At 71.9% G+C, this 14,029-nt stretch carries 14 protein-coding genes; 8 read left to right on the top strand and 6 right to left on the bottom strand.

The features are described 5' to 3' along the window. Nucleotides 1-28 precede the first annotated feature (28 nt). Nucleotides 29-544: a bifunctional nuclease family protein gene (locus ACZ7OU_RS28910; protein ID WP_470236923.1), complete on the bottom strand. Its 516-nt coding sequence runs from the start codon at nucleotides 542-544 to the stop codon at nucleotides 29-31. Between the two features lie 171 nt (nucleotides 545-715). Between ACZ7OU_RS28910 and ACZ7OU_RS28905 the strand changes: the two genes are divergently transcribed. Next, complete coding sequence (locus ACZ7OU_RS28905; protein WP_470257552.1) at nucleotides 716-1,186, top strand: SRPBCC family protein; 471 nt, start codon at nucleotides 716-718, stop codon at nucleotides 1,184-1,186. Nucleotides 1,187-1,294: 108 nt separating this feature from the next. Beyond that, nucleotides 1,295-2,728, top strand: a complete 1,434-nt coding sequence (locus ACZ7OU_RS28900; protein ID WP_470257551.1) for an MFS transporter — start codon at nucleotides 1,295-1,297, stop codon at nucleotides 2,726-2,728. Here ACZ7OU_RS28900 and pdxR read toward each other — a convergent pair. Beyond that, the gene (gene pdxR, locus ACZ7OU_RS28895) at nucleotides 2,656-4,065 is read right to left on the bottom strand and encodes a MocR-like pyridoxine biosynthesis transcription factor PdxR (protein WP_470257550.1); all 1,410 of its coding nucleotides are present in this window, start codon (nucleotides 4,063-4,065) and stop codon (nucleotides 2,656-2,658) included. The genes ACZ7OU_RS28900 and pdxR overlap by 73 nt on opposite strands. A gap of 81 nt (nucleotides 4,066-4,146) precedes the next feature. On the opposite strand from pdxR, the gene ACZ7OU_RS28890 reads away from it, so the two are divergent. Further along, nucleotides 4,147-5,370 carry an MFS transporter gene (locus ACZ7OU_RS28890; RefSeq protein ID WP_470257549.1) on the top strand — a complete coding sequence of 408 codons (1,224 nt, stop codon included), beginning with the start codon at nucleotides 4,147-4,149 and terminating at the stop codon, nucleotides 5,368-5,370. Nucleotides 5,371-5,640: 270 nt separating this feature from the next. On the opposite strand, the gene ACZ7OU_RS28885 is transcribed toward ACZ7OU_RS28890, so the two are convergent. Then, nucleotides 5,641-7,110 carry an AAA-type ATPase lid domain-containing protein gene (locus ACZ7OU_RS28885; RefSeq protein ID WP_470236928.1) on the bottom strand — a complete coding sequence of 490 codons (1,470 nt, stop codon included), beginning with the start codon at nucleotides 7,108-7,110 and terminating at the stop codon, nucleotides 5,641-5,643. A gap of 162 nt (nucleotides 7,111-7,272) precedes the next feature. On the opposite strand from ACZ7OU_RS28885, the gene ACZ7OU_RS28880 reads away from it, so the two are divergent. From ACZ7OU_RS28880 to ACZ7OU_RS28870, 3 genes are read left to right on the top strand one after another with little or no spacing between them, the layout of a single operon-like run. Then, complete coding sequence (locus tag ACZ7OU_RS28880) at nucleotides 7,273-8,286, top strand: amidohydrolase family protein (RefSeq protein ID WP_470257548.1); 1,014 nt, start codon at nucleotides 7,273-7,275, stop codon at nucleotides 8,284-8,286. A 1-nt stretch (nucleotide 8,287) separates the two neighbouring features. Beyond that, nucleotides 8,288-8,977, top strand: a complete 690-nt coding sequence (locus tag ACZ7OU_RS28875; RefSeq protein WP_470257547.1) for an iron-sulfur cluster assembly protein — start codon at nucleotides 8,288-8,290, stop codon at nucleotides 8,975-8,977. Beyond that, the gene (locus ACZ7OU_RS28870; RefSeq protein ID WP_470257546.1) at nucleotides 8,974-9,999 is read left to right on the top strand and encodes an NAD(P)-dependent alcohol dehydrogenase; all 1,026 of its coding nucleotides are present in this window, start codon (nucleotides 8,974-8,976) and stop codon (nucleotides 9,997-9,999) included. Before ACZ7OU_RS28875 ends, ACZ7OU_RS28870 begins: the two co-directional genes overlap by 4 nt. Nucleotides 10,000-10,170: 171 nt before the next feature. Here the strand turns inward: ACZ7OU_RS28870 and ACZ7OU_RS28865 are convergent, their stop codons facing one another. Further along, complete coding sequence (locus ACZ7OU_RS28865) at nucleotides 10,171-10,959, bottom strand: hypothetical protein (protein ID WP_470257545.1); 789 nt, start codon at nucleotides 10,957-10,959, stop codon at nucleotides 10,171-10,173. Between the two features lie 176 nt (nucleotides 10,960-11,135). On the opposite strand from ACZ7OU_RS28865, the gene ACZ7OU_RS28860 reads away from it, so the two are divergent. Next, nucleotides 11,136-11,588 carry a hypothetical protein gene (locus ACZ7OU_RS28860; RefSeq protein WP_470257544.1) on the top strand — a complete coding sequence of 151 codons (453 nt, stop codon included), beginning with the start codon at nucleotides 11,136-11,138 and terminating at the stop codon, nucleotides 11,586-11,588. Between the two features lie 28 nt (nucleotides 11,589-11,616). Here ACZ7OU_RS28860 and ACZ7OU_RS28855 read toward each other — a convergent pair whose 3' ends face one another. Together ACZ7OU_RS28855 and ACZ7OU_RS28850 are read right to left on the bottom strand one after the other, a co-directional pair. Further along, on the bottom strand, nucleotides 11,617-13,137 hold the full coding sequence (locus tag ACZ7OU_RS28855; RefSeq protein ID WP_470257543.1) for a CehA/McbA family metallohydrolase: 1,521 nt from the start codon (nucleotides 13,135-13,137) through the stop codon (nucleotides 11,617-11,619). A gap of 86 nt (nucleotides 13,138-13,223) precedes the next feature. After that, a complete protein-coding gene (locus ACZ7OU_RS28850; protein ID WP_470257542.1) occupies nucleotides 13,224-13,550 on the bottom strand; it encodes a hypothetical protein in 327 nt (108 codons plus the stop codon). Nucleotides 13,551-13,664: 114 nt separating this feature from the next. Between ACZ7OU_RS28850 and ACZ7OU_RS28845 the strand changes: the two genes are divergently transcribed. Then, nucleotides 13,665-13,904 carry a hypothetical protein gene (locus tag ACZ7OU_RS28845; protein ID WP_470257541.1) on the top strand — a complete coding sequence of 80 codons (240 nt, stop codon included), beginning with the start codon at nucleotides 13,665-13,667 and terminating at the stop codon, nucleotides 13,902-13,904. Nucleotides 13,905-14,029 lie beyond the last annotated feature (125 nt).

Here is a 14,029-nt window from a genome sequence, read left to right as displayed (position 1 = left end):
TCGGTCCGTCCGTCCGGGAGATGATTCCCTACAGGTCGTCGAAGTCCTCGGGCCGCAGGCCGTCGAGCTCGGCGCGGAAGCGCGCGACCTCGGCCTCGGTGTCGAGCAGGTCGGCGGCGGGGCCTTCGGCCTCCTGCTCGACCTCCAGCTGCACCGACGCGACGTCGAGCACCTCTTCGGCGACGCTGATCGGCGCGCCTTGCCGCAGGCCCAGCGCGACGGCGTCGCTCGGCCGGGCCGACACCCGGGTCCCGGACACGAGCACGAGGTCGGCGTAGAAGATGCCGTCCCGCACCTCGGTCAGCTCGACCGCGGCGACACCCTGGCCGAACGCCGCGAGCACGTCGCCGAGCAGCTCGATCGTGCCCGGCCGCGGCTGCGCGATCTGCTCGCGCGCCCGCACGAGCGCCTCGGCCTCGCCGTAGCCGATCATGATCGCCAGCCAGCGGCGGGCGCCGTCCGGCTCCCGGAGCAGCATCAAGGGTGCCTCCCCCGGAACCGGAACGGCCATCCCCACGACCTCGATCGGGATCACGCTGACCACCGCACCCTCCGTGTAGGTACTCCTCCGCGCGCGAAATACCCAGAAGACGTGATCGGCAACCCGGTCATCCGGGTGAGTTTTTTCGGTGCCCGTGTCGCGGCGGCTCTCCTCGGCTGCGGACAACGCGCCGGGCCCTTGCCGGGTGCGTCGCGGGACTGTCACCGTCGAGGCGTGGAGCCGACGATTTCGCGCAGCATCGACGTTCCGGCCGACCCGGCCACGGTGTGGTCGTGGGTGACCGACCTGCCCCGGATGGGCGAGCTGAGCCCGGAGAACGTCGGCGGCCGCTGGCTGGACACCCCGGGCCTCGGCGCCCGCTTTCGCGGTCGCAACGTGAACGGCGAGCTGCGCTGGTGGACGCGGGTGAAGGTGGTGCGGTTCGACGAGGAGCGCCGGTTCGCGTTCGACGTGCGGACGCCGCTCGGTTCGCGGGTGTCGCGGTGGGAGTACGTGCTGGCCCCGAGCCCGGCGGGGTGCCGGGTGACGGAGAACTGGTACCGCAGCGGGACCTGGGTGGTCCGCAAGTTCATGGGGCCGCGGGTGACCGGGCGAGCGGATCGGCCGGGGTACAACGTGCGGTCGATCGAACACACCCTGGCCGCGCTGAAGGCCCGCGCGGAAGGGCTGGCCGCGGCTGCTTGAGGCACCCACGCGGCCGGCTGCGCGTGACATAGGTCGCCCTGAACTGGTCAGTCTCTTGTTGAGACCCACCTCCTCCGGCTAGGTTGCTTTTTCAAACCTAGGAGGACCATGACCGACACCGCGCCGAAGCCCGGCCTCGTGCTGCTGGTCGTCTCGACCGCGGCCTTCCTCGCGAGCCTCGACACGTTCATCGTCACCATCGCGTTCCCCGGCATCCGGGCCGCCTTCCCCGGCGACGACCTCGCCACGCTGTCGTGGGTGCTCAACGGCTACACCGTCCTGTTCGCCGCCTGCCTCGCCCCGGCCGGGCGGCTGGCCGACCGCTACGGCCGCAAGCGCCTCTTCCTCCTCGGCGTCGCCGTCTTCACCCTCGCCTCGGCCGCGTGCGCCGCCGCGCCGTCCATTCCCGTCCTCGTCGCCTTCCGCGCCGTGCAGGCGGTCGGCGCCGCGCTCGTCATGCCGACGTCGCTCGCCCTGCTGCTGACCGCCTTCCCCGCCCACCGGCGGCCGATGGCGGTCGGCGTCTGGGCTTCCGTGGGCGCCGCGGCCGCCGCGCTCGGGCCGCCCGTCGGCGGGCTGCTCGTCGAAGCGTCGTGGCGCTGGGTGTTCCTGGTGAACCTGCCGATCTGCGCGCTGACACTCCTGGCCGGCCCGCGGGTGCTGCGCGAGTCGCGGGACACCACCACCGGCGTCCCGGACCTGCTCGGCGCGGCCGGGCTCCTGCTCGGCGTCGGGGCGCTGGCCTACGCGCTGGTCGAAGCGCCCGACCACGGCTGGACCTCGGGGCCGGTGCTGCTCGCGTTCGCCGTCGCCGCCGTCGCGCTGGCCTGGGTGCCGCTGCGCTCGGCGCGCCACGCCGTGCCGGTGCTCGACCTGCCGGCGCTGCGCGTCCCGACGCTGTGGCTGGCGTGCGTCACGACCGGCGTGTTCGCGGCCGGGTTCGCCGCGATGCTGTTCGGCAACGTGCTGTTCCTGACGTCGATCTGGCACGACTCGATCCTGCTGGCCGGGCTGTCCCTGGCCCCGGGGCCGCTGATGGTGGTGCCGGTGTCGATCCTCGGCGGCCGGTTCGTGCACCGCTTCGGCCCGGGCCCGGTGGTCGCCCTCGGCGGCGTCTCGTTCGGCGCCGGCGTGCTGGTCTGGTTGCTGCGCATGGGTTCGACGCCCGACTACGCGACGTCGATGCTGCCCGGCCAGCTCCTGACCGGCATCGGCGTCGGCCTGATCCTGCCGAGCCTGTCGGGCGTGGTGGGCACGGTCCTGCCGCCGCCGCGGTGGGGCGCGGGCTCGTCGATGGTCAACACGACGCGCCAGATCGGGACGGTCCTGGGGACGGCGGTCCTGGTCGCGATCTTCGCGGGAACGCCGGACCTGACGGACTTCCGCCACGGCTGGCTCCTGGTCCTGGCCACGGCGGTGGCGACGTCGGCGGGCGGGCTGCTGATCACCGCCCGCCGCCGCACGGACCACTACGTCGAGCCCCAGGCCGTGTCCAGCGCCGCGAGTCCGTCGTCGATCCTGTCCACCGGGATCGAGCCGTAGCCGAGGACCAGTCCCGGCGCCGGAAACCCGCCGCACAGATCGGAAAGCGTCTGTACCGCCACGCCTGAGGCCGCGGCCCGCGCGGCGATCGGCTCCAGGTCGACGTCGGCGAGGGCGCACAGGTGCAGCCCGGCCGCCGACGGGACCACCCGCAGCCGGCCGGCGAACACCCGGTCCACAGTGGACACCAGACGCTCGTGCCGCTCCGCGTACACCTTCGTAGCGCGGCGGATGTGGCGGGCGAACAGCCCCTCGTCGACGAACCGGGCGAGCGCCGCATGGGCCGGGACGTCGCCGTGCCAGTCCGACAGCTGGCGCGCGTGGCGCAAAGCGTCCTGCAACGACGGCGGCGCGACCAGGAAACCCAGGCGCAGCATGGGAAGCAGCGTCTTCGAGAAGGACCCGACGTACGCCACCCGCCCGCCGCGGTCCAGGCTCTGCAACGGTTCCAGGGGCCGGTCGGAGAACCGGAACTCGCTGTCGTAGTCGTCCTCGACGACGACCGCGTCCGCGCGCCCGGCCCACGCCAGCAGCGCCGTGCGGCGGGCCAGCGACATCGGCGTCCCGAGCGGGAACTGGTGCGACGGCGTGACGTACACCAGCTTCGTCCGCGGCGGTATCGCGGCGACGTCGAGGCCTTCGCCGTCCACCGGCACGCCGACGACGTCGGCGCCGTGGGAGGCGAAGAGCAGCTTCGCCTGCCGGTAGCCGGGCTCTTCGACGGCCACCCGGTCGCCCGGTGAGATCAGCACGCGGCAGAGCAGGTCGAGGGCCTGCTGCGCACCTTGCGTGACGAGCACGTCGTCCGCGTCGGCGCGCACCGAACGCGACACGCCGACGTGCCGGGCGATCGCCGCGCGCAGGCCCGGATGCCCGCCGGGGTCGACGTAGTGCACGAACCCGGCCGCGGCCCGCAGTTCCCGCCCGAGCAGCCGCCGCCAGGTCTCCAGCGGGAACAACGCGGCGTCCGGGATGCCGACGCGGAAGTCGTACTCCGGCGCCTCCCCCACCGCGGCGGCCGGCGACGGCAGTGACCGCCAGATCGCCTTCGGCCGCGGCCCGGATGCCGAAGGAGCCTTGCGCGGCTTCGGCGCCGGCAGCGAACCGCTGACGTAGGTCCCGGCGCCGACGCGGCCGGTGAGGAACCCGTCGGCGGTCAGCCGGTCGTAAGCGACCGCGACGGTGTTGCGCGAGACAGCCAAGCGTCGCGCCAGTTCCCGCGTCGGCGGCAGCCGCTCCCCCGCCCGCAGCCTGCCGTCCAGCACGGCGTCACGCAGCTGGCGGTAGATCCGGACCGACAGGTCGCCGCGCCCGGCCAGGCTGACGTGGAAGTCCATCCGGCGATCCTACATTGGCCCAGTCCGATTCGAGAGAATTGGATCTGGGATCGGGCCAAGTGCCGATCTAGCGTTACTCCCATGACGCTGACTGTGGACCGCCCGGCACCCGCCCGCTCCGGAAGACTGCTGGCCGCCGCCCAGCTGGCCGGCTCGCTCGGCGACGGCGCGTTCCTGACCTGCTCGGTGCTGTTCTTCACCCGGATCGTCGGCCTGAGCCCGGCCCAGGTCGGGCTGGGTCTCACGCTCGGCTGGGCGGTGGGTTCGGTCGCGGGCGTGCCGCTCGGCCACCTCGCCGACCGCCATGGCGCGCGCGGCTCGGCCGTGCTGCTGGCACTGGCGACGAGCGCGTCCATCCTGACGTTCCTGCTGGTCCGCACGCCGCTGCTGTTCGTCCTGGCCGCTTGTCTCTACGGCAGCTGCCAGACCGGCCTGGCCGCCGTCCGCCAGGCACTGCTGGCCGCACTGGCCGACCCGGAACGCCGGACGCGCGTCCGCGCGCAGCTGCAGTCGGCGGGCAACGCGGGCCTGGCCATCGGCGCCGGCCTGGGCGGGCTCGCCCTCTCGGCCGACACGGCGCCGGCGTACCTGACGGTCTTCGTGCTCGACGCCGTGACGTTCGTGGTCACCGCGGGGATCCTGCTCGGGCTCCCGGCGGTGACGACGTCGGCCCCGCGAGCGGGGGCACCGAAGCTGGCGGTGCTGCGCGACCGGCCGTACGCGCTGGTGACGCTGCTCAACGCCGTGCTGTTGCTGCGCATGCCGCTGCTGAGCGTCGCGATCCCGCTGTGGATCGTCGAGCGGACGGCGGCGCCGGGCTGGACGGTGTCCGCACTGTTCGTGCTGAACACGGTCGTGGTGGTGCTGTTCCAGGTCCGCGTGGCCGCCCGGCTGGCGAGCATCGGCACGGCGGCGCGGATGGTACGCCGGTCCGGGGTGCTGCTGCTGGCGTCGTGCGTGGCGTTCGCGCTGGCGGCGTCCGGGACGTCGCCGTGGGTCGCGTTCGCGGTGCTGGTGGTGGGCGCGGTGGTGCAGGTGTTCGGCGAGATGCTGCAGTCGGCGGGCTCCTGGGAGATCGGCTTCGCACTGGCCCCGGCCGACCAGCAGGGGCAGTACCAGGGCTTCTTCGGAACGGGCGTATCGGTGGCGCGCGCGATCGGCCCGGTCCTGCTGAGCACGGTGGTGATCGGCTGGGGCCTGCCGGGGTGGCTCCTGCTGGGGGTGGTGTTCTTGGCGGCCGGGTACGCGATGGGCCCGGCGGTCCGCTGGGCGCAGGCCACGCGGCTTACTGCGGGAGTGCGCTGACCGGCCTTGGTGGCACCACCGCTGGTCGCTGGACTGCCGAGCCCACGCGGCCGGCCCGCCGATCGGCGCTGACCGCTCGGCCGCCCTGGCTCCGGCCGATAGCCCGCCCGGCGCCCAACTGCCCGGCGCCGCTTGCCGCTTGGCGCTTGGCTGCCCCGCCGATTGGCCGCTTGGCCGCTTGTCCGCTTGGCCGGGCAGCCCCGGCTCCGGCCGACAACCCACCCCAGCGCCGCAATTGCCCGCCCCGCCCGCGAGCCACCCCAGCCCGAGCTAAGACTTCAACTGCCGCGCGTTAAGCCCGTACTGCGCCATCTTCCGGTACAGCGTCGCCCGGCCCATCCCGAGCTTCCCGGCCGCGTGCACCACCGTCGCCCCCGGCTCCGACAGGCAGCGCACGATCTCGTCGCGTTCCATCGCCTGCAGGCGGCTCAACCGGTGACCCGCCGCGCTGAACACCTCCGCCGGCAGATGCGCCGTATCGATCACGTCGGACCGCGAAGCCGCTTCGCGCACAACCCGCCGTAGCTGCTTCGCGTTCTCCGGCCAGTCGAACGCCGTCAACGCCCGTGACGCCGCCGACGTAAATGTGACGTCGCGTCCGCGGTCCCGCCGGGCGAAGTGGTGGGCCAGCGGGAGGACGTCGTCCGGGCGAAAACGGAGCGCCGGGACCTCGACCACCCGTTCCACCAGCGGCCGCAGCGCCGACGGCACCGACTCCGCGTCCGGCGCGGTGAGCACGAACGGCGGCGGCCCGTCGCCCCGGACCTCCGTGAACCGCCGGGCCAGTTCCTCCGCCGCCCACGCGGGCAGCGCCTCGACGCCCGACACGATCACGCACGTGCCGTCCTTGGCCAGCTCGGGCGTCCACAGCGTCAGCCACGTGTCGACGTCGTCCGGCGCCGGCGGCCGCGCGTTCAAAACCCGCTCGCGGGGCCGCAGCTCCCGCCGGGCCAGCGCCGCCAGCGCCGTCTTGCCCGCGCCCGGCTCGCCGACGACCGCGACGACGCGACCGGCCGTGAACGCCGCCTTCGCCGCGTCGACCGCGGTGGTCCAGGCGGGCGAGAGGCGCCGCACGTCACCCGGGTCGACGCGGTCGGCGTAGACGCGGAAGACCTCGCCCCGCGGCGTCGGCCGGGCGATCCGCCCGGACGCGCGGGCCAGCATCAGCGCCGCGGTGTTCCCCGCGGCGGCCTGCGCCAGCGCCAGCAGCAGCTCCGACGACTGCTCCGACCACGTCGTGAGGTTGACGCTGCCGGCGAGCGCCCCGGTCAGCGGGTCGAGCACCGGCACCGCCGCGCAGGTGTATCCGCGCAGGTCGGTGCAGTAGTGCTCGCTCGCCCGGACCAGCGACGGCGCCCGGTCGGCGAGCGCCAGGCCGAGCCCGTTGGTGCCCGCGTTGCTCTCCGCGAAGTAGAACCCCGGCGCCAGGTGGACGCGGTCCAGCGAGCGGTTGATCGTGGCGTCCGTGCACAGCCGGCTCAGCACGAGGCCTTCGCTGTCGGTGATCATCAGGCTGATCGGCTCGTTGGCCAGCGTCGCCTGCAGGCCACGCAGCACCTCGGTGCCGCATTCGTAGAGCAGCGACCCGGTGTCGACGGCGCCGGAGAACACCGGCATGACCTCGTCCTCGGGCACGCCGTAGCGCTCGCTGCGCTGCCACGACGCCCGCAGCCGGGGCGCGATCGCGGCCGCCCCGCGCGCGTCGAACGAGCGCGTGACGTGCACCTGCGGGTTCTCCACCTGGCCTCCCGGGACGCGGCTCTGCGTCGGACTCCTCCACCGTACGTCCACCGATCGGGCGGCGGCAGTGCGCGCTGTCTCATATCGAGACACCCGATGGGTCCCTGACCAGCGCCGACGTCCTTACCGTCCCAGCAACACACGAAGACGTGGAGGAACCGGATGTACAGCAAGGACGGCGAGACGTACTTCATCGTGGACGCCCACGTGGCGCTCTGGGACGCGCGCCCGGAGAACCAACGCAACGTCCACGGCAAGCAGTTCATCGACTGCTTCTACGACTACCACCGCAACCTCAGCCCCGAGTCCGAGGTCTGGCCCTACGAGGACTACCTCTACCAGGGCGGCGAGCGGCTGATGAAGGACCTCTTCGACGACGGTCACGTCGACCACGCCATCTTCCAGCCGGCGCACCTCGGCGCGTTCTACGAAAACGGCTTCGGGCAGACGGAAGAAGCCTTCGCGCTGAAGCAGCGGCATCCGGACAAGCTGACCTACAACCACTTCTTCGACCCGCGGTTCGAGCAGGCCGGCATCGACCAGCTGCGGCGCGACGCCGAGCGCTTCGATCTGAAGGGCGTCAAGCTCTACACGGCCGAGTGGCAGGGCGACTCGCGCGGCTACAAGCTCGACGACAAGTGGACGTACAAGTACTTCGAGGCCTGCCAGGAACTGGGCATCAAGAACATCCACGTCCACAAGGGACCGACGATCCGGCCGCTGGACCGTGACGCCTTCGACGTCGCCGACGTCGACCACGCGGCCACCGACTTCACCGACCTCAACTTCGTCGTCGAGCACTGCGGACTGCCACGGCTGGAGGACTTCTGCTGGATCGCGACGCAGGAGCCGAACGTCCACGCCGGGCTCGCCGTCGCGATGCCGTTCATCCACACCCGGCCGAAGTACTTCGCGCAGATCATCGGCGAGCTGCTGTACTGGCTCGACGAAGACCGGATCCAGTTCTCCAGCGACTACGCGATCTGGACGCCGCGGTGGCTCGTCGAGCGGTTCGTCGACTTCCAGATCCCCGAGGACCTGCCGGAGTACGCGCCGCTGACCGTCGACCAGAAGAAGAAGATCCTCGGCCTCAACACGGCGGCGATGTACGACATCCCCGTGCCGGCCGAACTGCAGCTCGCTCCGATCGAGCCGCAGGCCGTGTCGGTGGCCTGACGTGGACGCCTTCACCGCGCTGGACGCGGTTCTCGACCCGGAGCTCGACGAGCCCATCACCGACCTCGGCTTCGTCAAGTCGCTCACCGTGGACGGCACCCGCGTGACCGTCCACTTGCGACTGCCGACGTCGTTCTGCGCGCCGAACTTCGCCTACCTCATGGCGTCGGACGCGAAGGACGTGCTGACGGCGCTGCCGTGGACGTCGGAAGTCGTGGTGGAGCTCGACGACCACCACGACTCCGACCTCATCAACCGCGGGCTCGCCGCGGACGCCGGCTACCTCGGCACGTTCGGCCACGAGGCCGACCAAGACCTCGAGGAGCTGCGGCTGACGTTCCGCCGCAAGGCGCACCAGGCGGCGATGGAACGCGCGCTGACGATGCTGCTGCGTGCCGACGAGCACGTCGACCTGCACGGCGTCACCCTCGCGGACCTGCCGGACGTTCCCGCCGCCGCGGCACTGCTGCGGCGTCGCGAAGCGCTCGGGTTGCCGACCGACCCGTCGGCACCGGTGCTGGTCGACCACGACGGAACGCCGTTCCCACGGGAGGAGATCCCGGTGCGGCTGCGGTTCGCGCGGTCGGTCCGGATCTCGATCGAAGGCAACTCCCACTTCTGCCGCGGGCTGCTGCGCACCCGCTACCCCGAATCCACTCCGTCAATGTCCACTGTGGAGGCAACAGCATGAAGGCGGTCCAGGTCGTCGGGTACGACCAGCCCCTGCGGATGACCGACGTCCCGGCGCCGGAGGTGACCGGGCCGTACGACGTCGTCGTGCGGATCGGCGGCGCCGGCGTCTGCCGCACCGACCTGCACATCCTGGAAGGGCAGTGGCAGGAGAAGTCCGGCGTCACGCTGCCCTACACGATCGGGCACGAGAACGCGGGCTGGGTGCACGCGGTCGGCGGCGCGGTCACGAACGTCGCCGAGGGCGACAAGGTGATCGTGCACCCGCTGATCACGTGCGGGCTCTGCCGGGCCTGCCGCTTCGGCGACGACGTCCACTGCACGCAGTCGCAGTTCCCGGGCATCGACACCGCGGGCGGGTACGCGGAGTACCTCAAGACGTCGGCGCGCAGCGTGGTGAAGATCGACGACGCGCTGGAGCCGGCGGACGTCGCGGCACTGGCGGACGCCGGGCTGACGGCCTACCACGCGGCGGCGAAGGCGTCGCGGCGCCTGCGTCCGGGCGACAAGTGCGTCGTCATCGGCGCGGGCGGGCTCGGGCACATCGGGATCCAGGTGCTGAAGGCGATCTCGGCGGCCGAGCTGATCGTCGTCGACCGCAACCCGGACGCGGTGAAGCTGGCGGTGTCGATCGGCGCGGACCACGGCGTGGTCGGCGACGGCTCCCAGGTCGCGCAGGTGCTCGACCTGACGGGCGGAAACGGCGCCGAGACGGTGATCGACTTCGTCGGCGAAGGCGGCGCGACGCGCGACGGGATCGCGATGCTGCGGCGGGCGGGCGACTACCACGTCGTCGGGTACGGCGAGAACATCGACGTCCCGACGATCGACATCATCTCCACGGAGATCAACCTGATCGGCAACCTGGTGGGGTCGTACAACGACCTGTGCGAGCTGATGGTGCTGGCGGCGCAGGGCCGCGTGAAGCTGCACACGGCCCGGTACTCGCTGGACGAGTTCCAGACGGCGCTCGACGACCTCGACGCGGGCCGCATCCGCGGCCGCGCGATCCTGGTCCCCTGACCCAGTCGCGTGCGCAAAGAGGCATCACGCGTGATCAGCGGGGCATCACGCGTGTCTGGGCGGGCATCACGCGAGATGCCTCTCCGGACACGCGTGATGCCCCTCCAGACACGCTTGATGCCTCTCCAGACACGCGTGATGCCCCTCCAGACACGCGTGATGCCTCTGGGCTCACTCGCTGGGCTGGGCCGCCGGGGCCTGGTGCAGGGAGAGATCTTGACCGGCGGCGGAGTCCTGGGTCCAGGCCCCGGACTCCGCCGTCCACGTCTGGCCGGCGAAGCTCACCTTGTCCACCCCGAGCGCCTCTGCGCGGCCGACCAGCCAGCTCGCGTACGTCCAGCCCTGCGCCGGCGGGTGGGCTCCGCTCAGCTTGGCCGTGCCCAGCTCGCCGGTCGCCGCAGACGCCAGGTCGCCCGGGGCGGCCAGGGTCAGGTTCCGGCAGGTCAGCGCCGCCGGGAACTGGCCGTTGAACGCCGCCGCCAGCGCGCGGGACTGCGGCTCCCACTGCGCGTACGCGTCCGGGACGCCGGAGCGCTGGATCTCCTGGGCCGCCTCGGTGATCGGCATCGTCTCCCAGCCCGGCAGCTTCTCGAGCTTCTCGTAGAACGCCGTCGCCGCGTAGACGGGGTCGCGCAGCTGCGCCACCGTGCCCCAGCCCTGGCTGGGACGCTGCTGGAACAGCCCGACCGAGTCGCGGTCACCGCCCGCGAGGTTCTGCAGCTTCGACTCCTGCAACGCCGTGGCCAGCGCGACCGTCGCCGCGTGCGGCGGCAGCCCCAGCTTCGCCCCGACGCCCGCGATCCGCGCGGCGTTGTCCGTCTGCTCGGGCGTGAACGTGTACCCGTTCTGCCCGGCCACCGCCACGGTGCAGCCCGGCGTCTTCACCGGGGCGCGCGTCAGCACCACCGCCACGATGACCCCCGCGGTCAGTACGACGACCGCCCCCAAGAAGAGAGCCACCTTCAGGCCACACCCGCGCACCCTGTCCCCACTCTCACCCGTTCGCACCAGTCTGCCAAAAGCAGGACGCGGCGCGCCGGGCGGAGGTTCGACGAGGCGCAGATCAGGTTGCCAGTCGTACGCGATTCAGGTACGGTTTCCGATCTGTACTGAGATACCGCACGATGGAGGTAGGGATGGATGTCGAACTGCTTCGCGTCGAGTTACTGGCCGCCCAAAAGGAGATTCGAATGCTTGACCAACGCCTGACCAGAACCCTTGCCAGCTTGGAGGGAGGCTTCGAAGTGGTCCAGGTTCCCGGGGAAGGCACCTGGACTCCCGACATGGTGGCCGAGCTCTGGGCAGCGGTGAACCACCTTCCCGGCGTGGTGGCACTCTTCGAACTCACCAGCAGTCGACCGAACGAAGTGTTCACCTACAACGAACTGCTCGCCTACTCCGAGCTCGAAGCACAGCAGCAGTCGAACGAACACGCCAGGATGAGCCGAGTCTCGAAGCAACTGTTCGGCAGGAAAACATGGCCGATCCAAAACTGGCAGGGCTCCGACAAGGCCGACGGCACCCGAGGGCAGATGCAGTATCGAATGGGCGGAAGTGTTGCTGCTTGGTGGGCCCACGTCATCGGCTGAGCCACTACGCGGTGCGCCGGGTGGAGGTTCAGGCGCCGAGGAAGATCGGGTTCGACATCGCCACCATCGCGTTCGGCTGGGTGGTGTTCGGCCCTCCGGACGGGCGGCGGACCTCGACGCGCACCCACCGCGAGTACCGCGGGTACGTCGTCCACGTCGCTGTCGCCGCCCCCGAGTCGCCGATGGTCTCCGTGTGTTCCGGGCCCAGCTGGTCGAGGAACGTCACCGTCGTCCCCGGCACGCCGCCGACCGCCGCGCGCACCGTGACCGGCGTTCCGGTGCCCGCGGGCAGCCGCTCGCCGATGCCCGCCGTGCGGCCGCCGCCCGACACCGTGAAGTCCAGCTGGACCGCCGACGACTCGGCCAGCCACGACCGTCCCGCCTTCAACCCCGCCAGGAGTTCCTTGCGGCGCAGGCGATCGGCGAGCACGACGGTGTGCGGCAGCGCGACGCGCTGGTCCGGGTTGTGCGCGTCGGAGTCGCCGATCGCCGGGATGAACCGGCCGCCGCGCAGCAGGCCGTCCCAGTGGATCACGCTCGCCTCGTCGTCCTGGGTCCACGGCCCGTTCCAGACCTCGACGAGGTCGGCGATCTCGTACGCGAACTCGTAGGTGCAGCCGAAGCAGTTGGCGAACGGGTGCGCCGCGGTGACCAGGCCGCCCGCGCGGTGCACCTGGTCGGTGAAGCGGCGGAAGTCCTGCGGGTCGGCCGCGCGGTAGCGCCAGTCGATCCACGTGCCGGCGGGCAGGCCGATCGCGGGCCAGTGGCCGGACCGCGTCGTCACCTCTTCGCCGTTGAGGATGAGCAGGTCGTCGGCGGCGTACTGACCCCACACCAGCTGCGAGCTGGACGTGTTGTGGTCGGTCGAGATCATGAAGTCGAGGCCGGCCGCGCGGGCGTCGGCGACGAGCTGCTCCGGCGTGCGGCGGCCGTCGGAGTGGACGGTGTGCAGGTGGCCGTCGCCGCGGTACCAGGCGCGGCCCCGCTCGCGGGCGGGCGCGGACTCCGGCGCCGGCTTCGGCACGAACGGCGCGGCGTCCGGCCCGAAGGTGAGCGTGATGTCCACTTTGTAGTTCAGGCCCTGCGGCGCGACGGTGTACGGCCCGAGGATGACGTGCCACCGGCCCGGTTCGATCGGGCCGGCCAGGTACCCGGGCGTCGCCTCCGACGCGCTGATCGAGAACCGGTCGCGGAAGCCGCCGGACCAGCCGCGGAAGCCGCGGGCGTTGCCCAGCTCGTGGCCTTCCGGACCGAACATGCCGATGTCACAGGCGTTCCCGCGCGTCCCGGCGGGCACCGGGGGCTTGTCGTAGGAGTAGACGACGTCGATCTGCCGCACCCCGCGCGGGACGTCGACCGGCAGGTAGTACCAGTCCGGGACGTCCGGCTTCAGCGTGCCGGTGACGGTCCGGGTCTGGCTGCCGGTGCCGCCCGGCTGGTCGGCGAACGCGACACCGGGCAGCATCCCCAAGGCAGACCCAGCCGCTCCGGCCGCCACCACCCCGCTCGCGCGCAGCAGCGCGCGCCGGCTCAAGTCCCCAGAACTCATGCGTACCTCCGCATCGAAAGACGCCCCGACGCTAGGCCTCGAACGAGAACGCCCGCTGAAACCGGCGGTGAACTTACGGCGTCGGGTCAGGACCTGGCGCGCCGCGCGAGGATCTTGGCGAGCGTGACGACGGTGAAAGCGGCGGTGAGCGCGAGCCGGGTGCGGTCGACGGCGGGCACCCAGGTCACCGTGCCCTCGCGGACGACGAAGGCGCCCGCGGGCCGGGCGAACACCCCGAACCCGGCACCTTCGCGCACGGGCAGCGCGTCCGCGTCGCCCTCGCCGCCGCCCCCGCCACCGAAGACGACCGCGGCCGGGATGACGACGACCCCGTCCCGGTCGACCGCGTCCCCGTAGACGAGCTTCGCGGTGAACAGGTCCCGCGCGGTCGAAGCCAGCTGCCCGAGTTTCATCCGGCCATCATGGCGACTTTTCCGTCCGTTCGGGTGTGAACACGGTGTATCCGGGGCATTAACGAATGCCACCTGTGTCGCACAGGGGTGAGTTCGCTGCGAGGGGAGACCGCGATGACCTTCGACTTCGTCAGCCGCTGGCTCGGCAGGCATCGCGACCGGCCCGGGATCAGCCTGGACCTCGCCTGCGGCGGCAGGGTGACCTTGCGCGAGATCGACGGACGACCGGTGCTGGCGATCACGACGGCCCCGGGCCCGGACGGCCGGTGCAGCGTCGCCGCCGTGCCGCTGTCGGAGGCGGAGCAGCGGGAGCTGGGCCAGGTGCTGCACCCGGACGTCCTGCTCGCCTCCTAGCCGACCCCTTATCTCGGCGCCACCGGATGTTTCCCTACTGGTTTCCGCCGTAGGCTACGCACCGTGCTTTGTGGCAGTCCTCGCGAGAAAAGCGCCCGTGGCAGTGTGGCCCGGGTCGCTTTTTG

This window comes from Amycolatopsis sp. NPDC114505 (genome assembly GCF_055633615.1).
Note: the sequence above shows the minus strand (reverse complement) of the source record. Positions and strands in the feature narration are given on the sequence as shown.